At 75.1% G+C, this 22,158-nt stretch carries 20 protein-coding genes; 16 read left to right on the top strand and 4 right to left on the bottom strand.

The features are described from left to right. The first annotated feature begins 248 nt into the window (after positions 1-248). The 6 genes from ACA511_RS17305 to ACA511_RS17280 all read left to right on the top strand — a co-directional run bounded on the left by ACA511_RS17305 (position 249) and on the right by ACA511_RS17280 (position 7,500). Positions 249-2,111 (top strand): M23 family metallopeptidase, encoded by a 1,863-nt coding sequence (locus ACA511_RS17305; RefSeq protein WP_375025357.1) that lies wholly within the window; start codon positions 249-251, stop codon positions 2,109-2,111. Positions 2,112-2,158: 47 nt separating this feature from the next. Then, a complete protein-coding gene (locus ACA511_RS17300; protein WP_375025356.1) occupies positions 2,159-3,049 on the top strand; it encodes a hypothetical protein in 891 nt (296 codons plus the stop codon). After that, the gene (locus ACA511_RS17295; RefSeq protein ID WP_375025355.1) at positions 3,046-4,557 is read left to right on the top strand and encodes a ferredoxin; all 1,512 of its coding nucleotides are present in this window, start codon (positions 3,046-3,048) and stop codon (positions 4,555-4,557) included. The genes ACA511_RS17300 and ACA511_RS17295 overlap by 4 nt, the downstream gene beginning before the upstream one ends. Before the next feature lie 125 nt (positions 4,558-4,682). Continuing rightward, on the top strand, positions 4,683-5,288 hold the full coding sequence (locus tag ACA511_RS17290) for a DUF4142 domain-containing protein (RefSeq protein WP_375025354.1): 606 nt from the start codon (positions 4,683-4,685) through the stop codon (positions 5,286-5,288). Positions 5,289-5,324: 36 nt separating this feature from the next. After that, a complete protein-coding gene (locus ACA511_RS17285; protein ID WP_375025353.1) occupies positions 5,325-6,716 on the top strand; it encodes a DUF1996 domain-containing protein in 1,392 nt (463 codons plus the stop codon). Between the two features lie 124 nt (positions 6,717-6,840). Further along, positions 6,841-7,500, top strand: coding sequence for an NAD(P)H-binding protein (locus tag ACA511_RS17280; RefSeq protein ID WP_375025352.1), 660 nt, complete (start codon positions 6,841-6,843; stop codon positions 7,498-7,500). 9 nt (positions 7,501-7,509) lie between these two features. On the opposite strand, the gene ACA511_RS17275 is transcribed toward ACA511_RS17280, so the two are convergent. After that, positions 7,510-9,312 (bottom strand): AMP-dependent synthetase/ligase, encoded by a 1,803-nt coding sequence (locus tag ACA511_RS17275; RefSeq protein ID WP_375025351.1) that lies wholly within the window; start codon positions 9,310-9,312, stop codon positions 7,510-7,512. Between the two features lie 194 nt (positions 9,313-9,506). Here ACA511_RS17275 and ACA511_RS17270 point away from each other — a divergent pair, with 194 nt between their 5' ends. The 5 genes from ACA511_RS17270 to ACA511_RS17250 all read left to right on the top strand — a co-directional run bounded on the left by ACA511_RS17270 (position 9,507) and on the right by ACA511_RS17250 (position 13,342). Next, on the top strand, positions 9,507-10,202 hold the full coding sequence (locus tag ACA511_RS17270) for a copper homeostasis protein CutC (protein WP_375025350.1): 696 nt from the start codon (positions 9,507-9,509) through the stop codon (positions 10,200-10,202). A 51-nt stretch (positions 10,203-10,253) separates the two neighbouring features. After that, positions 10,254-11,021, top strand: a complete 768-nt coding sequence (locus ACA511_RS17265) for a metallophosphoesterase (RefSeq protein ID WP_375025349.1) — start codon at positions 10,254-10,256, stop codon at positions 11,019-11,021. A gap of 64 nt (positions 11,022-11,085) precedes the next feature. Next, complete coding sequence (locus tag ACA511_RS17260) at positions 11,086-11,520, top strand: SRPBCC family protein (RefSeq protein ID WP_375025348.1); 435 nt, start codon at positions 11,086-11,088, stop codon at positions 11,518-11,520. A 137-nt stretch (positions 11,521-11,657) separates the two neighbouring features. After that, the gene (locus tag ACA511_RS17255) at positions 11,658-12,626 is read left to right on the top strand and encodes an ROK family glucokinase (RefSeq protein WP_375025347.1); all 969 of its coding nucleotides are present in this window, start codon (positions 11,658-11,660) and stop codon (positions 12,624-12,626) included. 2 nt (positions 12,627-12,628) lie between these two features. Further along, positions 12,629-13,342, top strand: a complete 714-nt coding sequence (locus tag ACA511_RS17250) for an endonuclease/exonuclease/phosphatase family protein (protein WP_375025346.1) — start codon at positions 12,629-12,631, stop codon at positions 13,340-13,342. A 154-nt stretch (positions 13,343-13,496) separates the two neighbouring features. On the opposite strand, the gene ACA511_RS17245 is transcribed toward ACA511_RS17250, so the two are convergent. Further along, positions 13,497-14,360, bottom strand: coding sequence for a hypothetical protein (locus ACA511_RS17245; protein WP_375025345.1), 864 nt, complete (start codon positions 14,358-14,360; stop codon positions 13,497-13,499). A 377-nt stretch (positions 14,361-14,737) separates the two neighbouring features. Here ACA511_RS17245 and ACA511_RS17240 point away from each other — a divergent pair, with 377 nt between their 5' ends. The 5 genes from ACA511_RS17240 (at position 14,738) to thiI (ending at position 20,074) form a co-directional block, all read left to right on the top strand. Then, positions 14,738-15,475, top strand: coding sequence for a lysophospholipid acyltransferase family protein (locus ACA511_RS17240; RefSeq protein ID WP_375025344.1), 738 nt, complete (start codon positions 14,738-14,740; stop codon positions 15,473-15,475). Positions 15,476-15,524: 49 nt separating this feature from the next. Then, positions 15,525-16,685, top strand: coding sequence for a MacS family sensor histidine kinase (gene macS / locus ACA511_RS17235; protein ID WP_375025343.1), 1,161 nt, complete (start codon positions 15,525-15,527; stop codon positions 16,683-16,685). Between the two features lie 24 nt (positions 16,686-16,709). Beyond that, positions 16,710-17,348, top strand: coding sequence for a response regulator (locus ACA511_RS17230; protein ID WP_375025612.1), 639 nt, complete (start codon positions 16,710-16,712; stop codon positions 17,346-17,348). A gap of 366 nt (positions 17,349-17,714) precedes the next feature. Beyond that, on the top strand, positions 17,715-18,740 hold the full coding sequence (locus ACA511_RS17225; RefSeq protein ID WP_375025342.1) for a 6-phosphofructokinase: 1,026 nt from the start codon (positions 17,715-17,717) through the stop codon (positions 18,738-18,740). A gap of 101 nt (positions 18,741-18,841) precedes the next feature. Then, positions 18,842-20,074: a tRNA uracil 4-sulfurtransferase ThiI gene (thiI, locus tag ACA511_RS17220; RefSeq protein ID WP_375025341.1), complete on the top strand. Its 1,233-nt coding sequence runs from the start codon at positions 18,842-18,844 to the stop codon at positions 20,072-20,074. A gap of 51 nt (positions 20,075-20,125) precedes the next feature. Here the strand turns inward: thiI and ACA511_RS17215 are convergent, their stop codons facing one another. Together ACA511_RS17215 and ACA511_RS17210 are read right to left on the bottom strand one after the other, a co-directional pair. Then, positions 20,126-21,028, bottom strand: coding sequence for a DUF5954 family protein (locus ACA511_RS17215; protein ID WP_375025340.1), 903 nt, complete (start codon positions 21,026-21,028; stop codon positions 20,126-20,128). Between the two features lie 40 nt (positions 21,029-21,068). Beyond that, positions 21,069-22,013: a DMT family transporter gene (locus tag ACA511_RS17210; protein WP_375025339.1), complete on the bottom strand. Its 945-nt coding sequence runs from the start codon at positions 22,011-22,013 to the stop codon at positions 21,069-21,071. Positions 22,014-22,158: the final 145 nt, after the last annotated feature.

Genomic DNA, 22,158 nt, shown 5'->3' with positions numbered 1-22,158 from the left:
TCGCCGAGCCCTCCGTCTCCTCCACAGGAGAGGGCATGGCGCGACGCGATAACGGGCATGCGTCCCGGAGCACTACGCATGTTTCATCGTGGGCGGAAACGCCCGCGCGCCCCTCATCGAGACCGGCGTCCGGACAGGCCCGCTGGTCCGAGGAGCCCCAGTGGCCCGAAGGGTCCTGGTGGTCGGAGCAGCCGGACTGGTCCGAGCGGGGGCGCAAGCCGTCCCGGCGCGCGCCCAGCCGGCGGGAGATGAAGCGGCACGAGGGCAAGTCCCGCGCGCGGCGGGAGCGGGAGGACCGGCCGGAGCGGCCGGAACCGCCTCCCCGGCGGCGCGGCGGGCGCACCGACCCCTTCGGCGTGCGCAACGGGGGTTCCGGCCGCGACGACCCCTTCGAGGCCCGGAACCGGGAGACCGGCTCGCGGGGCGGCGGGTCCGGCTCCCGGGCGGAGCAGCCCGGCGCGGGGTCCGCGCGGTCCGGCGGACGCGGCGGCGCCGCGCCGTCCGGCGCCCGCCCCCCGCAGTCCGACTCGCGCGCGACCCGGACCGACGTCCCCACGACCGGGTCCGAGCCCCGCGCCCCGCGATCGGACGCCCGTCCGAGGCGGGACGCCCGCCCGAGACGGGGCGACGCGCGTGCGCCGCGGTCCGGGGACGCGCGCACGGCGCGGTCCGGCGCTCGCACCGCGCCCTTCGACGCCCCCGCGGAGCAGTTCGACGCCCGGACGGAGGGACGGGACAGGTCCCGCGAGTTCGCGCCGCGGGGCAGGCGCCCGCGCCGTCCCGAGCCGCGCGCCGAGCGGCGCGCGGAGCACCGGCAGCCCGCCCGCGCGGCGTCGCGGCGGCAGGCGCCGCAGCGTCCCGGGCCGAAGGCGAGGCCGCGCCGCGGCAAGCGGCCGGCCGACCGGCTGAGCATCGGCGCGATCGTGCTGTCCACCGCCGTCGGCCTGTCCCTGCTCGGCATCGCCGAGCGGGCGCTGCTGGACGGCGGCCCCCTCGGCGGCACGGGCGGCCCCGTCGGCTCGCAGCGCGCGATCCAGCCGCCGGACCCGGGGGCGGGCACGCCCGCGCAGCCGCGGCGGCCCTCGCAGGCGCCCGCGGCCGGCGGCGGCGCGGGCGCGGAGAAGGACGGGCCGAGCCTGCGCGTGCTCGCCGCGCAGGTGCGCAAGCTGACTATCGACGAGCGCGGCGCCGCCGCCCGGCAGGCCTACGGCGCCGCGCCGGCGCAGGAGCCGATCGTGGGCGCCACCCGGACGAGCGCCGACCGCGCGTGGGTGTTCGGCACGAGCGCGATCCCCGTCCCCGCCACGAGCACCGCCAACCCGGAGGTCGCGTTCTACGCCGCCCACTGGACCGGCGAGCGGTGGCAGGTCGGGCTGTCCGGCGGGCGGGCGTTCGCCGCCCTGCTCGGCGACGCGCCCCCGGCCCTCATGTCGGCGTCGGAGGTGCGGCTGCTGAGCAGGTACGGGTCGGTGAGCGCCGCGCAGGCCGCCGCGCTCGTCAACGGGACGCGGGCCGGCGACCGGCTGATGCTGCCGTGGCGGATCGGCCAGGTCTGGGCGATGACGACCTCCGACGGCTCCACGTCCCCGCGCCCGCTCGGCTCGCTCGCGTTCTCCGGCGGCGACGGCCGCGTCGTGGCCGCCGGCGACGGCCGCCTCTACCGGTTCTGCGGCAACGCGTCCGGCAACGCGCTGGTGATGCTGATCCACCCGAGCGGCCTCGCGACCACCTACTACGGGCTGCGGAACGCGACCGAGCTGCGCGACGGCAGCGTCGTCGAGCAGGGCGACGTGCTCGGCGGCACCGGCACCGGCCGGCCCTGCGGCGGCGCCGAGGCGCCCCGCGCGGAGGTCGGGTTCGCGCTGCGCGGCGGCGGCGGGGCGGTCCCGCTGGACGGCGCGGAGATCGGCGGCTGGACGTTCCGCGAGCGGGCCAAGCCGCTCCTCGGGTTCGCCGAGCGCGGCGCGCTGCAGGTGCTTCCCGGGGGGCTGATGGCCAATCTCGGCCCGGTCCCCGCGGCGGACGACCCTCCGCCGTCGTCCCCGTCCCCCGGTCCGTCGCCGGCGGGCGGCGCAGGAACGGCCGCCGCTCCGGCGCCGGCCGACACCTAGGAAGAGGAGTCCGAACGGTGCGAACTCGCAGCAGTGATGATCCCGCGGTGCCCACCTGGGTGCTGCGCGTCGTGCTCGCCGGCGCTGTGCTGGTGCTCGTCGGCGCGGCGACCCCGCCGGGAGCGGTCGCGGTCGCGAACGTGCAGTACTTCCTCAACTTCTACGCCGGCGTCTTCGCCCTCGTGTCCTACACCACCGCGGTGATGTGCGGGCTGCTCGCCACCGAGCGGCTGATCCTGAAGATCCGGCACCGGGTGCTCGCGCAGGCGGTGCACCGCGCCGCCGCCGTGGTGGCGACGGCGATGCTGGTCGCGCACGTCTCGGTGAAGGTGATGAACGGGATCGCGCTGCCGGTCCAGATCGTCGTCCCGGACGGCGGCGCGGTGGGGCTCGGCACGATGGCGGCCGAGCTGATGATCCTGGTCATGGTCACCGGGATGGTGCGGGCGCGGTTCGCCGTCCGGGGCAAGACCTGGATGTGGCGGTCGGCGCACGTGCTCGCCTACGTCGCCTGGCCGATGGCGATCGTGCACGGCCTCATCACCGGCCGGGCCGCCGCGAACTGGGTGGTGCTCAGCTACGTGATGAGCGTGGTGCTCGTCGTGCTCGCCCTCGTCACCCGCATGGTCGTGGTGATCAAGCCGCGGGAGGTGCACCGCGCCGGGGACGAGGTCGACGCCTTCGCGCTGCCGGACGGCGCCGGGCGCGCCCGCTACCGGCGCGAGATGGCGGCGCGCGAGCACGCGGAGGGCCGCGCCGCCGCGGCCGCCCGCGACCTCGACGGCCGCGGCCACGACGGGGGCGGCCACGACGGGCTCGGCTACGACGGGCGCGACCTCGACGGGCGGGGCTACGACGACGACCCGCGCCGCACCGTCTCCGACCCGCGCGGCATGCCGGTCACCGGGCAGGGCCGTGACACCGAGGTCCTGCGATGAGCTCGACCGTCACCGTCTCGGGCATCGGCGGCCCGCGGCTGACGCTCGGGTTCGACCGGTTCGACCGCCTGGACATCGACCGCCATCTGGCGGTGCACGGCAAGCTCCGCGCGCCGGGCCTGGACGATCTGGTCCGCATGGCCGAGCAGGTCGACATGCGCGGACGCGGCGGGGCGGGCTTCCCCTTCGCCCGCAAGCTGATGGCGGTCGCGGCGCGGATCAAGCACCCCACCGCCGAGCAGACCGAGCTGCTGCCCGGCGAGCGCGCCGACGGGCGCGGCCCCAGCGAGAACGCCGTCGTGGTGGTGAACGCCGCCGAGGGCGAGCCCGGCAGCGCCAAGGACAAGGTGCTGCTCTGCCGGGCCCCGCACCTCGTCCTCGACGGCGCCCAGATCGCCGCGGCCGCGCTCGGCACGCAGCGGATCGTGGTGGCCGTCGAGGACGACGAGGCCGCCCGCTCCGTCCGCGCCGCGATCAGCGAGCGGCGGATGCCGGCCCGCGTCGTCCGGCTGACCGAGCGGTTCATCTCCGGGGAGAGCGGCGCGGTGGTCCGCGCGATCAACGGGGAGACGCCGATCCCGCCGGGGGTGAAGGTCCGCGCGTCCGACTCGGGGGTGGACGGCTACCCGACGCTGCTGTCCAACACCGAGACGTTCGCGCAACTCGCGGTGCTGGTCTCGCTCGGCCCCGACCTGTACGCCTCGGCCGGGACGGACGAGGAGCCCGGCACCACGCTGCTCACGGTCGGCGGCACCCAGGTCGTGGAGGCGCCCTACGGCACGCCGCTGCAGGCCGTCCTCGACCACTGCGACGTGCCGCCCTCGCCGGGCGTCCTCGTCGGCGGCTACCACGGCATGTGGCTCGGCCCCGCCGGGGTGTCGCGGGCCGTGCTGTCGCGCGCCGGGATGCGGCGCGTCGGCGGGACGGTCGGCGCCGGCATCGTCCTGCCGCTCACCCAGGGCACCTGCCCGCTCGGCGAGGTCACCCGGATCGCCTCCTACCTCGCGGCGCAGTCGGCCGGGCAGTGCGGGCCGTGCCGGCTCGGGCTGCCCGATGTCGTCCGGTCGCTGAACGCGCTCACCGAGGGCGCCGGGACGGTGGAGGACGTCCGCCGCGCCGCCGGCGTGGGCCGGGGCCGCGGCGCCTGCACCCATCCGGACGGGACGGCCAGGTTCGTGCTGTCGGCGGTGGAGGCGTTCGGCGCCGACATCGACGCGCACCGGTGGGGCGCCGGCTGCGGCCTGTCGACCTACGGCGTGCTGCCGCTGCCGGTGCCGGACGGCTCGGAGGGGCGGGTGGCGATCGACTGGAGCCGGTGCGACGGGCACGGCCTGTGCGCCTACCTCGTCCCCGAGCTGATCCAGCTCGACCGGTACGGCTTTCCCGTGGTGCTCGGCACCGAAATCCCCGCATGGATGGAGAGGGACGTGCAGAAGGCCGTCGCGATGTGCCCCGCATTGGCGCTGCGCGTCGTCGGCGGCCTGCCGGGCGAGCCGTCGCGCCGGTGAATTGTGGACACCGTTGAACCTGGCGCCGATGCGGTGCGTATTCACAGCCGGACCCGCGCCGTATCCGTCGAAGAGATTCCGAGAGGAGGAAGGTGATCATGGGGAAGGCATACGGAATAGCCGAAATGCGGGGACTCCCGCGCCGAGGCAGAGGGCGGCTGCTCCTGATTCTGGCGGTCCTCGCCGCCGGGGCGGCCGCGTTCGTGGTCGTCATGAATCCCGTCGGCGTCCCCGCCAGCGGCGCGGCCGGCCTCGGCGGCACCGTGCGCACCAAGTGGGGACCGCTGAGCGCCCAGGACAGGACGGTGCTCGTCAAGGTCCGGCAGGCCAACCTGTGGGAGATGCCCGCGGGCCAGCAGGCCCAGCAGCGCGCCGCGGCGCCCAGGGTGCGGGAGGTCGCCGGGATCATCTCGGCTCAGCACATGCAGCTGGACGCCGCCACCCGCGCTGTCGCGGAGCAGTTGGGCGTCCTCCTCCCCGTTGAGCCCAACGGGTCGCAGAAGAGCTGGCTGAGAGAGATGTCGGGCAAGTTCGGCGCCGATTACGACAAGACCTTCGTGCTGCGGCTCCGCGCCGCGCACGGGCAGGTCTTCCAGCTTCTCGCCAAGGCCCGCGCGCAGACCGAGAACACCGTGATGCGATCGTTCATCGAGAGCGGAATGAAATTCGTGAACACGCACATCTCGCTGCTGGAGAGCACCGGGCTGGTTCCTCGGCGCGCGCTGCACTGACATAAACATCCCACCCCGCAAAGGGAGCACTTTTCCATGGGACGAAAGAAGAAGGCGCTCGCGGTGCTGATCCCGGCGCTCGCCCTTGTCGCGACGGCCTGCCAGGAGACCCCCGGCGCGGCGGCGCAGCCGAACGGGCCGCAGCCGGGCCGGGCCGCGAACCAGGCCGCCTACCCCCAGCAGCCGGCCGGCGGCGGGCCCGGTTCCGGCATCCCCAACCTGCAGGGCGGCGGCCAGCAGAACGGCGGCGCCCAGGGCTACGGCCGGCCGACCGCCCAGCCCCCCGCAGACCCCGCGGCCGACCCGACCGCCGAGCCCACCGCGGACCCGACCGCCGACCCGACCGCCGAGCCGACCGCGGACCCGACCGCCGACCCGACCGCCGAGCCGACTGCGGACCCGACCGCCGAGCCGACCGCCGACCCGACCGATGGCGCGGGCGGCGGCCAGATGGGCGACGGCGGCCAGAACGGCGACCAAGGAAACGGCGACCAGGGGAACGGCGACCAGGGCGAGCAGCCCCCGCCCAACCCCGAGCTGCGCGCCGACCAGTTCGTCGACATCCGCAAGGCGCCCCGCGTCCGGCAGCCGCGCCGCAGCCGGCAGGCGTCCACCGGCGTGTTCGCGTCCAGCTGCGGCGTGAACGAGGGCCAGGCGCACAGCAACCCCGACAACGTGCTCGCGGCGCCCGGCGTCGTGAACGGCGCGCACCACATCCACGACTACGTCGGCAACCTCGACACGAACGCCTTCTCCACCGACGAGACGTTCGCCGCGGCGGGGACGACCTGCACGAACGGCGACAAGTCGGCCTACTTCTGGCCGGTGGTCCGGCTGCGCGACGGCCAGGACACCTCCGACCGGGCCGAGCAGAGCACGGCGGACGGCAACGTCGGCGGCATCGTCACCCCGGCGAGCGTGAAGCTCCAGTACCTCGGCAACCCGCGCAGCAAGGTGACCGCGATGCCGCGCTTCATCCGGGTCGCCACCGGCGACGCCAAGGCCGTGACGAACGGGCTGAAGAACGCGCACGCGTCGTGGACGTGCAGCGGCTTCACGAACCGGGCGTTCACCGACAAGTACCCGCTGTGCCCCCAGGGCAGCCAGGTCCAGCGCGTGCTGAACTTCCCGAGCTGCTGGGACGGGCAGAACACCGACAGCGCCAACCACCGCGACCACATCGTCTTCCCCGACGCGCGGACGGGCGCCTGCCCGCAGGGCACCAAGGCCGTCCCGCAGCTGCGGATGACGATCTCCTACAAGCTGCCCGCCAAGCCGCTGGCGTTCGCGCTGGACAGCTTCCCGGAGTCCGGGCACGACCCGGTCACCGACCACGGCGACCTCATCAACGTGATGGACGACGCGCTGATGCGGCAGGCCGTCACCGCGATCAACAAGGGGGCGCGCACCACCGGCAAGCGCCGCTGAGGGGTCCCGGCGTCCGGGCCGTCCGGACGGCCGGGGGAGGGGTTCCGCGGACGCGGCCGGTGAGGACGGACCTCACCGGCCGCGTCCCGTGCGCCCGGCGGCCCGCCGTCCTACGATCACCGGCATGGAGATTGTGATCGCGGGCGGGCACGGGCAGATCGCGCTGCGGCTGTCCCGGCTGCTGGCCGCGCGGGGGGACACCGTACGGAGCATCATCCGCAATCCCGCGCACGCGGGCGACGTCCGGGACACCGGCGCCGCCCCGGTCGTGTGCGACCTGGAGTCCGCGGACGCGGCGGAGGTCGCCGGCCACCTGGCCGGCGCGGACGCCGTCGTGTTCGCCGCCGGCGCGGGCCCCGGCAGCGGCGCCGCGCGCAAGGACACCGTCGACCGCGGCGCGTCCGTGCTGGTGGCGGACGCGGCGGAGCGCGCGGGCGTGCGCGGCTTCGTGCAGATCTCCGCGATGGGAGCCGGCGAGAGATCCGCGCCGGGACGCGACGAGGTCTGGGACGCCTACATGCGGGCCAAGGGCGAGGCCGAGGACGACCTGCGGGACCGCGACGCCCTCGACTGGCTGATCCTGCGGCCGGGCCGGCTCACCGACGACCCGGGCACCGGCCTGGTGCGGCTGGAGGAGCCGCCGATCGGGCACGACGCGGTCACCCGCGACGACGTGGCGGCGGTGATCATGGCGCTGCTCGACGCTCCCGCCGTCCGCCGCCGCACGCTCGACCTCCTCAACGGCGGCACCCCGATCGAGGACGCCGTCGCCTCCCTCCGCTGACCGGCCGCCCTACGGGGTGTAGAGGGCGTCGATCTCGTCGGCGAAGTCCTTCATCACGACGTTGCGCTTCACCTTCAGGCTCGGCGTCATGTGCCCGGCCTCCTCGGTGAAGTCGACGCCGAGGATGACGTACTTCTTGATCGCCTCGGCCTGGCTGACGGACTTGTTCGCGTCGGCGACCGCGGCCTCGACCTCGGCGATGAGGTCGGGGTCGCGGCGCAGGTCGTCCACGCCCATCGCGGCGGGCTTGCCGTGCCGCTCCTTCCACGGGCCGAGGGCCTCCTCGTCCAGCGTGACGAGCGCGCTGATGAACTTGCGGCCGTCGCCGACGACGAGGCACTGGCTGATCAGCGGGTGCGCGCGGAGCCGGTCCTCCAGCGGGGCGGGCGCGACGTTCTTGCCCGCGGCGGTGACCAGGATCTCCTTCTTGCGGCCGGTGATCCGCAGGTAGCCGTCCTCGTCGAGGGAGCCGAGGTCGCCGGTGTGGAACCAGCCGTCCTCCAGGGCCTCCTTGGTGGCGGCCTCGTTGTTCCAGTAGCCGCGCAGGACGTTGACGCCGCGGACGAGGACCTCGCCGTCGCCCGCGATGCGGACGTCCACGCCCGGGATCGGCCGGCCCACCGTGCCGATCTTGATGGCGGTGGGCCGGTTGACGCTGGCGGGCGCCGTCGTCTCGGTGAGGCCGTAGCCCTCCAGGATCGTGATCCCGACGCCGCGGAAGAAGTGCCCGAGCCGCTCGCCCAGCGCGGCCCCGCCGGACACCGCGTACTCCACCCTGCCGCCGACCGCGGCGCGCAGCTTGCCGTACACGAGGACGTCGAAGACCTTGTGCTTGAGCCTCAGCCCGAGGCCGGGGCCGCCCGAGTCCAGCGCCCGGCTGTAGGCGATCGCGGTCTCGGCCGCCGCCTTGAACACCTTGCCCTTGCCGTCCGCCGCGGCCTTCTGCTCGGCGCCGTTGTAGACCTTCTCGAACACGCGCGGGACGGCGAGCAGGAACGTCGGCTGGAAGGTGGCGAGGTCGGGCAGCAGGTTCGGGACGTCGCTGTGCCCGAGGACGATGCCGCCCTCGATCGTCGCCACCTGGATCAGCCGCGCGAACACGTGCGCCAGCGGCAGGAACAGCAGCGTGGAGCTGCCCTCGACGGCGATCTCGGCGATGGCGCCCTGCACGGCGTTGCGGGCCGTCGACACGAGGTTGCCGTGGGTGAGCTCGCAGCCCTTGGGCCGGCCGGTCGTGCCCGAGGTGTAGACGAGCGTGGCGACGTCGGCGGCGGCGCGGGACCGTCGGCGCTCCTCGATCACGTCGTCGCCGACGTCCGCGCCGAGCCCCACCACCTCGTCGACGCCGCCCGCGTCGATCTCCCACACGTGCGCGAGGCCCGGCAGCGCCCCGCGGACCTCGGCGACGCGCGCCGCGTGCTCGGCGGTCTCGGCGAACACGGCCTTCGCGGCGGAGTCGCCGACGATCCACTCGACCTGCTCGGCGGACGACGTCTCGTAGATCGGCACGGAGACGGCGCCGGCCGTCCAGATCGCGTAGTCGAGGACGGTCCACTCGTAGCGGGTCCGCGACAGCAGGCACACCCGGTCGCCGGGCTCGATCCCGGCGGCCGCCAGGCCCTTGGCGACGGCCGCGGCCTCGGCCGCGAACTCGGCCGCGGTGACGGCGCTCCACGCCTGTCCCGGCCCCGAGCCGCTCTTGCGGCGCGCCACGATCGTGCCGGGCGCCTCGGCGGCCCGGGTGAAGGGCGCGTCGGTCAGATTGGCGGAGTCGGGGACCTCCACCATCGCGGGGACGCTGAACTCGCGCACGGCCCAACTCCTGTAGTCGGTCTTCCAGGTCGGCGGGAAGTCTCCGGAGGCTTCTCCGCACCCGAATGATACCCATGAGTAGGAACAGTGCCGGGTTAACGGCAGGGCAAAGACCGCCGGTCGCACGCGGCGGCGGCCGTCCCGTCGCCTACGCTTGACCCCGGTCGCACACGCACGCGGTTCGGGGGATCGCCATGTCACTGCTCGAAGTGATCGCGCTGACCGCCGAGGACGCGGCGGCGGCCGAGGAGGGCGGCGCCGACCGCATCGAGGTCGTCGCCGACATGGCCGCCGACGGGCTCACGCCCGATCCCGACCTCGTCGCCGCGATCCGGACGGCCACCGCCCTGCCGATGCGGGTGATGCTGCGGGCCAACGCGGGGTTCCGCACGACCGGCGCCGAACTCGACCGGCTGCGCCGCGCCGCCGCCGACCTCGCCGCCGCGGGCGCGGACGGGTTCGTCCTCGGCTTCCTCGACTCCGCCGGCCACGTCGACGCGGCCGCCACCGGCAAGCTCGCCGCCGTCGCCGCCCCCCGGCCCTGGACGTTCCACCGCGCGCTCGACCACGCCGCCGACCCCGTCCAGGCGTGGCGGACGGTCCGCCATCTCGGCGGCGGGCTCGACACCGTCCTCACGGCCGGGTCCGCGCGCGGCGTGGACGCCGGCGTGGACGTCCTCGTCCGGCGCGCCGCCGAGGACCCGGACGCGGCCGCGATGATCATGGCCGGGGGCGGGCTGCGCCGCAAGCACGTCGCGGCCCTCGCCGCCGCGGGCGTCACGGCCTTCCACGTGGGCACCGCCGTCCGCCCGGACGGCGCCTGGGACGACCCCGTCGACCCGGTCCTCGTGCGGGAGTGGCGCTCCCTGGTGTCCGCGGCGACCGGCTGACCGGCCGACCCGCCCGTTTTCCCGGGCGGAGTGCCCCATTAGAGTCGGTTCATGAGGATCCACGTGGTGAGCGACGTCCATGGCCGCGCGGACGCGCTGGCGAGCGCCGCGGACGGCGCGGACGTCCTCGTCTGCCTGGGCGACCTGATCCTCTTCATCGACTACGAGGACCACGCGCAGGGCATCTTCGCCGACCTGTTCGGCCAGGAGAACGCCGACCGCTTCATCGGGCTGCGGACCGCGAAGCGCTTCGACGAGGCGCGCGCCTTCTCCCGGAGCCTGTGGGCGTCGCTGGAGGGCGACGCGTGGCCGCACATCGAGCGCGCCGTCGACCGGCAGTACGCCGAGCTGTTCGCCGCCATGCCGTCCCCGGCGTACCTGACCTACGGCAACGTCGACGTCCCGCGCATGTGGGGCCGGCACCTGCGCGACGGCCACCGCGTCCTGGACGGGGACACCGCCGAGATCGGCGGCCTGCGGTTCGGGTTCGTCGGCGGCGGGCTCCGCACCGAGTACCGCACCCCCTACGAGCTGGACGAGGAGACCTTCGCCGCCAAGGTCGACGCCGTCGGCGAGGTGGACGTGCTGTGCTCCCACATCCCGCCCGCCGTCCCCGACCTGCTCTACGACACGGTGGCGCGCCGGTTCGAGCGGGGCAGCGAGGCGATCCTGGACGCGATCCGCCGGACGCAGCCGAGGTACGCGCTGTTCGGGCACGTCCACCAGCCGCTCGCGGGCCGGATCCGGATCGGCCGCACCGAATGCGTGAACGTCGGGCACTTCCGCGCACGCGGCGTTCCGTACGTCCTGACGGTGTGACGGATACCTTCTCTACGAGAGCGGGTCCGGGCGCGGGCCCGAGGACTGCCGGAGGGAGACGCAGATGGCGGACCGCACGAGTTCTTCCATCACGGTCAAGGCCGGGAAGGCCGAGATCATGGCGGTGATCGCCGACCTGGAGGCCTACCCGGAGTGGGCGAGCGGCATCCGCGAGTTCACCGTGCAGGAGACCGGCGCGGACGGGCGCGCGCTGCGCGGCCGGCTGACCTTCGACGGCGGCCCGTTCAGCGACACCGTCGGGCTCGCCTACACCTGGGAGGGCGACGACCGGGTGACGTGGGAGCTGGTGGAGCCGGGCACGGTCGTCACCGGCCTGCACGGCACCTACGCGCTGGCCGAGGAGGGCGGCGGCACCGAGGTGACCTACGAGCTCGCCGTGGACGTCCGCATCCCGATGATCGGCATGGTGAAGCGCAAGGGCGAGAAGCGGATCATCGACTCCGCCCTCAAGGGCCTCAAACGCCACGTGGAGCGCTGAGCGGCGCACGGGCGGTTCGCGGCGCGGCCCCTGGCGGGGGGATGATGGAGGGATGGGCCGCCGCCCGCGGCGGTCCCTCGACAACGGGTTGTGCGGTACGGCTCCGGCCGGGGCGCGCGAGGAGGAGGAAGCGTTACATGGCCCTGACCATCGGCGTGGATGTGGGCGGCACGAAGGTGGCCGCCGGGGTCGTCGACGACCGGGGGACGATCCTGGAGAAGGTCCGCCGGCCGACTCCCTCGACGAACCCCAAGGAGACCGCCGAGACCATCGCCGAGGTCGTCGAGCTGCTGAAGGGCAAGTACGACGAGGTGTCGGCGGTCGGTCTCGGCACCGCGGGCTTCGTCGACGAGGCCCGCGCGACGGTGCTGTTCGCGCCGAACCTCGCCTGGCGCGACGAGCCGATCAAGGAGAAGGTCGAGAGCCTGGTCGGGCTGCCGGTCGTCGTCGAGAACGACGGCAACGCGACCGCGTGGGGCGAGGCCAGGTTCGGCGCCGGGCGCGGCGAGAACTTCCTCGTCCTGGTGGCCCTCGGCACCGGCATCGGCGGCGGCATCATCATCAACGGCGAGCTGTACCGGGGGCGGTTCGGCATCGGCGCCGAGATGGGCCACTTCCGGGTCGTCCCGGACGGCCGGCGCTGCGGCTGCGGCAACCGGGGCTGCTGGGAGCAGTACGCCAGCGGCAACGCCCTCGTGCACGAGGCCCGCGACCTGGCCCGGGTGGCGCCCGCGATGGCGGGGCGCCTGCTGGAGCTCGGCGGCGGCCGGCCGGAGGGCATCAGCGGCCCCGAGGTGTCGCAGGCGGCCCGCGAGGGCGACAAGGCGGCCCTGGAGTGCTTCCGCGCCATCGCGCACTGGGCGGGCCAGGGCCTCGCCGACCTCAGCGCGATCCTCGACCCGGGCGCGTTCATCATCGGCGGCGGCCTGTCGGACGCCGGCGACCTGCTGCTCGACCCGATCCGCGCCGCGTTCGAGGACGCCCTGACCGGACGCGGCCACCGCCCGCTGCCCGACATCCGCATCGCCGAGCTGGGCTCCGCGGCGGGCATCGTCGGCGCCGCCGACCTCGCCCGCGTCCGCCCCCACCGGGACGTGATCGTCTAGGCGTGGCCGCCGTCCGCCTGCTGAGCTACAACGTCCGGTCGCTGCGCGACGACGCGGCGGCGGCGGCCCGCGTCGTCCGCGCGGTCGCCCCGGACGTCCTGTGCCTGCAGGAGGTCCCGCGCTTCCGGGCCTGGCGCCTGCGGCGCCGCCGCCTGGCGGACGCGTGCGGCATGAGGATCGCGGCTGGACGGCGGGCCTGCGGGCTCGCCGTCCTCACGGCCCCGCACGTCCGCCGCGAGGCGCGCGAGTTCCACCTCCTCACCCCCGACCCCGGCCTGCACCGCCGCGCCCTGGCGATCGCCGTCCTCGACGTTCGCGGCGCGCGCCTCATCGCCGCGAGCACCCACCTGGACCTGGAGCCGGAGCCGCGCCTCCGCCACACCGGCGAGATCCTCGCCCACCTGGCCCGCGCCCGCACCCGCTACGACGCCCCGGTGATCCTGGCCGGCGACTTCAACGAAGAACCGGGCGGCGAAGCATGGAGCCGCCTCACCGGCCATTTCGAGGACGCCTACGAAACGGCCCCCACCGGCGAGGGACTCACCTTCTCGTCCCGGAACCCGACCCGCCGCATAGACGCCGTCTTCACCGACCCCCAGATCCGCCCGACGGCCTGCGGCGTCCCCACAGAAGAAGCCCCGACCCAGGACTACCCCCTGGCGACAGATCACCGCCCCCTAATGGCGGACCTGGACGTCCCACACGCACCTGGATGAGCCACACCCGCCCCTCTTGGACGAGTCACAACTCGCCCCCTCGGACCGGACCTCAGCCACGGCCCACGGGCAGGACAGACCGCAACGGCGGCGTGAGGATCGCCTGCGTCGTGACGGGGGGATTGGGGGGTCGCCCCCCAATAGACAACCCCCCTTAGACGACAGCCCCGTCGTCGGGGTCTCTCGGTTCGTCGCCCATGCGGAGGACGAGGGTGACGAAGCCGCCGATGAAGGCGGCGACGGCGAGGAAGGCCGCCCAGCCGGGGACCTCCCAGTCGAGGATGACGGTGATGAGCAGGTAGACGGGGCCGCCGATCAGCGCGATCCAGGCGCCCTTGGTGAGCGGGTCGGCGGCCGGCAGCGGCGGCGGGGGCGGGGGGACGTAGTGGTCCTCCTCGGTGTCGCCGTCCGGGAACTCCGCCGGCTCGGCCGGTTCGATCACGCGGGCGCGGGGGAGGCGGCCGGTGCGGTCGTCGCCCTCCTTCGGGGGCTCGGCGGGCTCCCGGATGTTCTCCTCGTCCGGCCAGGGGGCGTCGCCTTCGGGGACGGCGTCGAAACCGGCGACGATCTCGGCCCAGATGGCGTCCTCGTCACGCTCGGCGGGGCCGGTCGCATCCTTGCCGGGACCGGGACCGGGGCCGGGGGCGGCGCCGGTTGCGGCGGGGTCGGCGAGGTCGGTCTCCGCGCGCTCGGCCGTCTCGGCGCGCCCGGCGGGCTCGCCGCGCCCGTCGTCGGAGCCGCGGGCGGAGGCGTCGCGGAGCCGGGCGAGGTGGACGCGCAGGATGCCCTCGGCGGCGGGCTTCATGGCGACGTCCACGTAGAGCCGGTCGAGGACGTCGCCGGACACGGGCTCGGCGGCGGCCGGCTCGGCGAGTTCCGGCAGCCCGGCCGGCGAGGTCGCGTAGGCGGCCACCCCGGCCTCGCCGAGCGCCGCCAGCATCGCGTCGGCCAGATGCGGGGCGAGGTCGACCAGCGGGGCGTAGGTGTCGGCGGACAGTCCATTGCCACGGCGATTCACGGGGCCGGCTCCTTCGACGACTCCGGCGTGACCGACAGCACCGGCATGGCGGCCTCCGCTCCCCTGACGACAGTGCGATGCCCGGTCGCGCCCGCGTCACGCCGCGGCACTCCCGGACACCCCGAAACGTGTGTCCCACGGTATTCGCTGCGCCGCGCGGGACAAGCCCCCGGGCGCACTCGATTGAGATTCAACGCTCAGAGCCTACGTTCATTCCCGCCCCGGCCGCCCCCGCCGCCCGCGCGTAGGCGGTCCCGATGAGGGGTACCGGCCGGTAGATCGGTGCGTCGCGGAGTGGGAGGATGTCCCATCATCTCCGCTCGGCCAGGGACCGGCCGTGCCCGCCCGGAGGGCGCCGGTCCGAGGAAGGTGCCCCCATGCTGTGGTTCTGGATCCTGCTCAGGATCGTCCTGTCGCCGATCCTGTACCTCGGATGGTGGCCGCGGAACAAGGGCCGGCGCAACGTCCCGATGCGGGGCCCGGCGCTGATGGTGAGCAACCACCTGTCGTTCGCCGACCACTTCTTCGGGCCCCTGCCGCTGCTGCGCCCCATCTTCTTCATCGGCAAGGGCGAGTACTTCACCGGCAAAGGGATCAAAGGGCTGATCAGCAAGGGGTTCTTCACGGGGGTCGGGGTCGTGCCGGTCGACCGGACCGGCGGGGACGCGGCCGAGGCGGCGCTGCAGACCGGCCTGCGGATCCTCGGCGAGGGCAAGCTGCTCGGCATCTACCCGGAGGGCACCCGGGCGCCCGACAACCGGCTGTACCGGGGCAAGACGGGGGTGGCGCGGCTCGCGCTGAAGTCCCGCGTCCCGGTGATCCCGATGGCGATGATCAACACGTTCGAGCTGATGCCGCCCGGCCGGGCGCTGCCGCGCCTCGGCGTCCGGCCCGGCGTCCGGTTCGGGAGGCCGATGGACTTCTCCCGGTTCTACGGCCGCGAGGACGACCGCGAGGTGCTGCGGGAGATCACCGACGAGATCATGAACGCGATCCGGGAGCTGTCCGGGCAGGAGTACGTCGACCGGTACGCCGCCGACGTGAAGGCCGAGCTGGCCGGCCGGCCGGTGCGCTCCGCCGAGGACGACGACGGCGGGTTGAGCGACCACGGATGAGCGGGGCGGATCCGGCGGCGCCGGGGGGCGTCCGTCCGCGGGGGCGCCGATGATGGGCCTGGAGGTCGCGCTGTGGCGGGCCGTGGCGGTCTACCGCGGCCTCGCGCTGGTCTACGCCGCGGTCGTGATCGCCATGAACTCCGGCGGCTACGCGCATCCGGCCGGCGGGTGGGCGGTCCTCGCCGCCATGTCCGCGTGGACGGCCTACGCCGTGCACGCGTTCAGCGACCCGCGGCGGCGCGGGTGGCCGCTGCTGGCCGCCGACCTCGCCGTCGCCGCGGGCTGCGTGCTCGCGACCGCGTGGGTGGAGACGGCCGCGAACATCGCCGCCGGGCGGCCCACGCTGCCGGTGTCGTGGGTGGCGGCGGCGGTGCTGTCGTGGGCGGTCGCGGGCGGCCGGCGGCTCGGCCTGACCGCGGCGCTGGTGCTGGCCGCCGCGAACCTGCTGGTGCACGCGATCGCCGAGACGAGCGGCGGCATCGGGAGCACCACGTTCAACGGCATCGTGCTGCTGTTCCTCGCCGGGCTCGTCGTCGGGCACGTCGTCCGGCTGGCGCGGGAGGCCGAGGCGCGGCTGGCGCGGGCGGTGGAGCTGGAGTCGGCCAACCGGGAGCGGGACCGGCTGGCGCGCGGCATCCACGACTCGGTGCTGCAGGTCCTCGCCATGGTGCAGCGGCGCGGCGGCGAGCTCGGCGGCGAGGCGGCGGAGCTGGGCCGGCTGGCGGGGGAGCAGGAGGCCGCGCTGCGCGCCCTCATCGGCACCGCCCCCGCGGCCCCGGCGCGGGCCGCGGGCGCCGACGCCGATCTCCGCCCGCTGCTGACCGCGCACGCGTCCACGTCGGTCACGGTCTCGACGCCGGCGACGGAGGTGCGGCTGCCCGCGCACGCCGCCCGCGAGGTCGCGGCGGCCGTGGCGGCGGCGCTGGACAACGTGCGGCGGCACTGCGGCGACGCGGCGCACGCGTGGATCCTGCTGGAGGACGGCGCCGACGGGGTCACCGTCAGCGTCCGCGACGACGGGCCCGGCATGCCCGCGGGCCGGCTGGACGAGGCGGCGGCGGACGGGCGGCTCGGCGTCGCCCAGTCCGTCCGGGGCCGCGTCGCCGACCTCGGCGGCACGGTCGCGATCGCCTCCGCGCCGGGGGAGGGCACCGAGATCGAGATGACCGTGCCCCACCGCCCGGACCCCCGCCCCGGCCCCCGGCCTTAGGGTGTGAGCGTGAGCCTGCGAGTCATGGTCGTGGACGACCATCCGATGTGGCGCGAGGCCGTCGCCCGCGACCTCGCCGAGGCCGGCCACGACGTGGTCGCGACCCTCGGGGAGGGCCGCGCCGCCGTCCGCGTCGCCGCCGCCGCGCGCCCGCAGGTCGCGGTCGTCGACCTCCAGCTGCCCGACATGAGCGGCGTCGAGGTGACCCGGCACCTGGCGGCGGCCGACCCGCCCGTCCGGGTGCTGGTGCTGTCGGCGAGCGGCGAGCAGCAGGACGTCCTGGAGGCGGTGAAGGCGGGCGCGACCGGCTACCTGCTGAAGTCCGCCGCCCGCGAGGAGTTCCTGGACGCCGTCCGCCGCACCGGGGAGGGCGACGCCGTCTTCACCCCGGGGCTGGCCGGCCTCGTCCTCGGCGAGTACCGCCGCCTCGCCGCCGCGCCCGCCCGCGAGGACGACGACGCGCCGCGCCTCACCGACCGCGAGACCGAGGTGCTGCGGCTCGTCGCGAAGGGCCTGACGTACAAGCAGATCGCGGGGCGCCTGGTGCTGTCCCACCGCACGGTGCAGAACCACGTGCAGAACACCCTCGGCAAGCTCCAGCTCCACAATCGCGTCGAACTCGTCCGCTACGCCATCGAGAAGGGCCTCGACCAGGAGGACTAGCCGCACGGCCCGGGAGGCCGGGGACGCGGTCGGCGGGCGGGCCGCCGCCCGGCCCGCGGACCATTCCGGGACGGGTGGGACTTCGCGCGCGTCCGCCGCGACGATCTCGGCGGTGGCGCGGCGCGGGAACTGGCGCTCGCGGAGGCCGGATGGTCGTATGGCGGCGGGTCCGCGCCGCGTCCCCGCACGGTCGCCGTGCGCCGGACGCCGGTTGCGGGAACGATGTGCCACCGCCCGCGCCACCGGCTATGGTCTAGACCAATGGCGGCCCGGCCGGGACGCCCGGCGACCGCGCCGGACGTGCGCGGCCGGATGTTCGGGCCTGTGAATCGAGGGAGGAGCCCGGTGGCGGGAGAAGGAGACGGCATGCGCGTCGGAGTGCTGACCGGCGGCGGGGACTGCCCCGGACTGAACGCGGTGATCCGCGCGGTCGTCCGCAAGGGCGTGCAGGTCTTCGGCTACGAGTTCGTGGGCTTCCGGGCCGGCTGGCGCGGACCCCTCGAAGGCGACACCGTGGCCCTCGACGTGCAGGCCGTGCGCGGGATCCTGCCGCGCGGCGGGACGATCCTCGGCTCGTCCAGGACCAACCCGGTCAAGGTCGAGGGCGGCATCGAGCGGATCAAGGACAACCTCGCCGGCCTCGGCGTGGACGCCCTCATCGCCATCGGCGGCGAGGACACCCTCGGCGTCGCGCGCGAGCTGTACGCCAACGGCGTCAACGTCGTCGGCGTCCCGAAGACGATCGACAACGACCTGAACGCGACCGACTACACGTTCGGGTTCGACACCGCCGTGAACATCGGCATGGAGGCCGTCGACCGGCTGCACACCACCGCCGAGAGCCACCACCGCGCGCTGATCTGCGAGGTCATGGGGCGGCACGCGGGCTGGATAGCGCTGCACGTCGGCATGGCCGCCGGCGCCAACGTCATCCTCATCCCCGAGCGGCCCTTCGACATCGACAAGGTCTGCCAGTACGTGGAGAGCCGGTTCAAGACCCGGTACGCGCCGATCATCGTCGTGTCCGAGGGCGCCCACCCGGTCGACGGGCAGATGGCGCTGCAGACGGGCGAGCGCGACTCGTTCGGGCACGTCCGGCTCGGCGGCATCGGCCAGGCCCTCGCCGACGAGATCGAGAAGCGCACCGGCAAGGAGGCCCGCGCCACCGTGCTCGGGCACATCCAGCGCGGCGGCACCCCGACCGCGTTCGACCGCGTCCTCGCCACCCGCTTCGGGCTCCAGGCCATCGACGCCGTCCGGGACGGCGACTACGGCAAGATGGTCGCCCTCCAGGGCACCGACATCGTCCGCGTCGGGCTGGACGAGGCGACCAAGGAGCTGAAGACCGTCCCGCTGGAGCGCTACTCCGAGGCGGAGGTCTTCTTCGGCTGACCGTCCCCCGGCGGGAACAGGCCGTCCGGGTCGCGGTGTTGGCCTCTCTGGGCCACACTGGAGTCCCGTCCCGCGACCTGTTCCCGCCTGGAGGATCACGCATGACCACGCTCGACACCGTGCCGGCGGACGTCCGGGAGCATTCACCGGTCGACGGCGAGCCGTGCGTGCTGCTCAAACTGGGCGAGGTCGTCCTCAAGGGCAAGAACCGCGAGCAGTTCGAGCGCCGCTTGGCCGACAACGTGCGGCTGGCCGTCCGGCCCATCGCCAGGGTGGACGTGATCCGGCGGCACGGCGTGTTCATCGTCCGCCGACAAGGTGCTGATCTCGCCACCATGGAGCGGGTCGCGCAGCGGATCTCCGACGTCATGGGCATCGTGTGGGCGCACCGCGCCTGGCTGGTCGGCAAGGACCTCGCCAGCGTCGAGCGCGCCGCCCTGGAACTGATGGACGGGCGCACCGGCACGTTCGCCGTCCGGTCCCGGCGCCGCGACAAGCGGTTCCCGATGACCTCCACCGAACTCGACCGGCACATCGGCGGGCTCGTCGCCGAGCGCTACGGGCAGCCCGTCAAGCTCAAGGACCCCGCGCACACCCTGTCCATCGAGGTCGACCGCGACGAGGTGTTCGTCTACTCCGGCGGGCTGCGCGGCCAGGGCGGCCTGCCCGTCGGGATGAGCGGCCGCGCCCTCGTGCTGATGTCCGGCGGCATCGACTCGCCCGTCGCCGCGTACCGGATGATGCGCCGCGGCCTGCGCGTCGACTACCTGCACTTCTCCGGCATGCCGTTCACCGGCCCCGAGTCGATCTACAAGGCGTACGCGCTGGTCCGCGAGCTGGACAAGTTCCAGGGCGGGTCCCGGCTGTTCGTCGTCCCGTTCGGCAAGGCGCAGCAGCAGATCAAGTCGTCCGGCGCCGACCGGCTCGCGGTGATCGCGCAGCGCCGGCTGATGCTGCGCACCGGCGAGGTCCTCGCCCGCCGGCTGCGCGGCGGCGCGCTGATCACCGGGGACGCGCTCGGCCAGGTGTCCAGCCAGACGCTCACCAACATCACCGCGCTGGACGACGCCGTCGAGCTGCCGATCCTGCGGCCCCTCGTCGGCATGGACAAGAGCGAGATCATGGACCAGGCGCGCGGCATCCGCACCCTGTCGATCTCCGAGCTGCCCGACGAGGACTGCTGCACCATGCTCGCGCCCCGCCGCGCCGAGACCAAGGCCAAGATCGACGACCTGCGCCGGATCGAGCGGCGCCTCGACGTGGACGAGCTGGCCGACCAGCTGGCCGCCTCCGTCCAGGAGCACCGCCCCGCCTACGGCGACCCGGCCTCCTGACGCGCGGCCGCGGACGCCGGGCGTTCCACGGGCGACCCCGGGAGGGGGAGCTCAGCGGGCGTCGAAGTCGGTCGGGCGCGGGGGCTCGGGGCCGTCCGGGCCCATCAGGGTGATGCGCTCGATCCGGACGATGCGGAACCGGCGGCCGGCGACCGCGATGCCGTTGCGGCGGGTCTCGTCCTCCATCAGCTCCGCCGCCTCGGCGAACCGGGCGACGTCCGCGGCGGCCGGGCTCTCCACCGCCGGCACCACGTGCCGGAAGTAGGTGATCAGCGCGTCGCGGGCCAACTGCGGGGCCTCGTGCAGCCGGCCGACCGGCCGCCAGCGCCGCTCGCTGCGCTCGGCCACCGTGAACGCGGGCGCCAGCGCGACCGGGGTGAGGAACGCGCCGGTCGGCTCCCTGCCCGTCGCCGCCGCCGCGTCCAGCACCTGGCACAGCAGCTCGGCGGTCGCGAAGTCGGACGCCGGGCCGTCCTCGGGCAGCAGCTCGTAGGGGCGGACGGGCCGGGCGGCGCCGCCCGGCGGCAGCGGGTCGAGGTCGGTCGGGCGGGGCGGCTCGGGACCGTCCGGGCCGGTGCGGACGAGCTGCTCGATCCGCACGATCCGGAACCGCCGCCCGCCCGCGGCCACCTCGTCGGCCGGTTCGCCCGCCAGCGTGCGCGCGGCGGCGAGCAGCTCGTGCTCCCGCGCGCCGCCGGCGAGCGCGGCCATGTCCTCCAGCCGCCCGGCGAGCAGTTCGCGGGCGCCCTGCGGCAGCGGATCGGACGGGCACACGACCTGCCAGCCGCCCGGGACGTGCTCGGCGGCCGTGAACAGCGTGCCCACGGCCGCGAGCTCCGGGTAGGCGGTGAGGGCGCGGCACGCGTCCGCGAGCATCACCGCGGCGACCGGGTCGACGCCGTCCAGATCCTCCGGGAACAGCCGCCCCCCGGCGTCACCATCGCCCGTAGTCATGCCGGACATCATCCTCGCCGAGCCCGGTACGGCCAATGGTTCAGACCAATTCGTTACCGCCGCGTTCCCGGCCGCCCGGCGCGATCACCGCGACCAGGCCCGCCGCCACCAGCGCGAGGCCGCCCAGCGCGACGGGGCCCAGCCGCTCGTCCAGCAGGACCACGCCGAGCGCCGCGGCCACCGCCGGTTCCGCCAGCGTCAGCGTCGTCGCGGTCGTCGCCGGGGTGGTGCGCAGGCCCCGCGCGAACAGCAGGTAGCCGCCGCCCGTGGTGACCACGCCGAGGTAGAGCGCGATCACCGCGCCGGAACCGGTGAGCAGCCAGCCCGAACCCGAGCACAGGACCGGGAGCAGCGGGACGGCCGCCGCCGCGAACAGCGCCCCCGCGACGGCCCGGTCCTCCTCGCCCCGCGTGATGAGGACGGACGCGACCGTCGCGTACCCCGCGTACGACAGCCCGGACAGCAGCGCGAGGGCGATGCCGAGCGGCTCGACGCCCGCGTCCCGGCCGCCGCCGACGAGCAGCGCGCAGCCCGCGACGGCCCCGGCGGTCGCCGCCGCCCAGCGCCCGGTCGGCCGCGACCGCCGGGCCAGCAGCCCGATCAGGCCGGCGAACGCGGGCGCGCTGCCGATCGTGACGACGGTGCCCGCCGCCACGCCGGTGCGGCCCGCCGCGACGAAGAACGCGGTCTGGTACACGGCGATCGCGGCCGCGCCCAGCCCGATCAGCGGCAGGTTGCGGCGGTCGCCGAGCAGGCGGCGCAGCCCGGCGCCGCGGCGCGTGCCCGCCGCGAGCGCGAGCAGCACCAGGCCGCCGATGACGATGCGGCTCGCGGCGATCGAGAACGCCGACGCGCCGCCGGCGAACGTGCGGACCGTCCCGGTCGTCCCCCACAGGGACGCCGCCAGCAGGACGTCGGCGCCGCCGCCGGACCGGACCCGGGCGCAGCCCGCGGACGCGCGCCGGACGAAGGTGTGCTGTGGCACGTGAGGCTCCTGACCTCGAATCGGAAGAGAGTCATCCGGATTCGGGGCGCAGGAGGACGCGGCCGGGCGCGGTGCCGCGCCGGGCCGGTCGCAGTTCGCTGCGAGTGCGGACGCCGCGCCCCGTCAGGAGCGCGGCGGCCCGCAG

This window comes from Actinomadura sp. GTD37 (genome assembly GCF_041951365.1).
Classification (GTDB): Bacteria; Actinomycetota; Actinomycetes; order Streptosporangiales; family Streptosporangiaceae; genus Spirillospora.
This window is presented reverse-complemented; position numbering and strand designations above follow the sequence as displayed.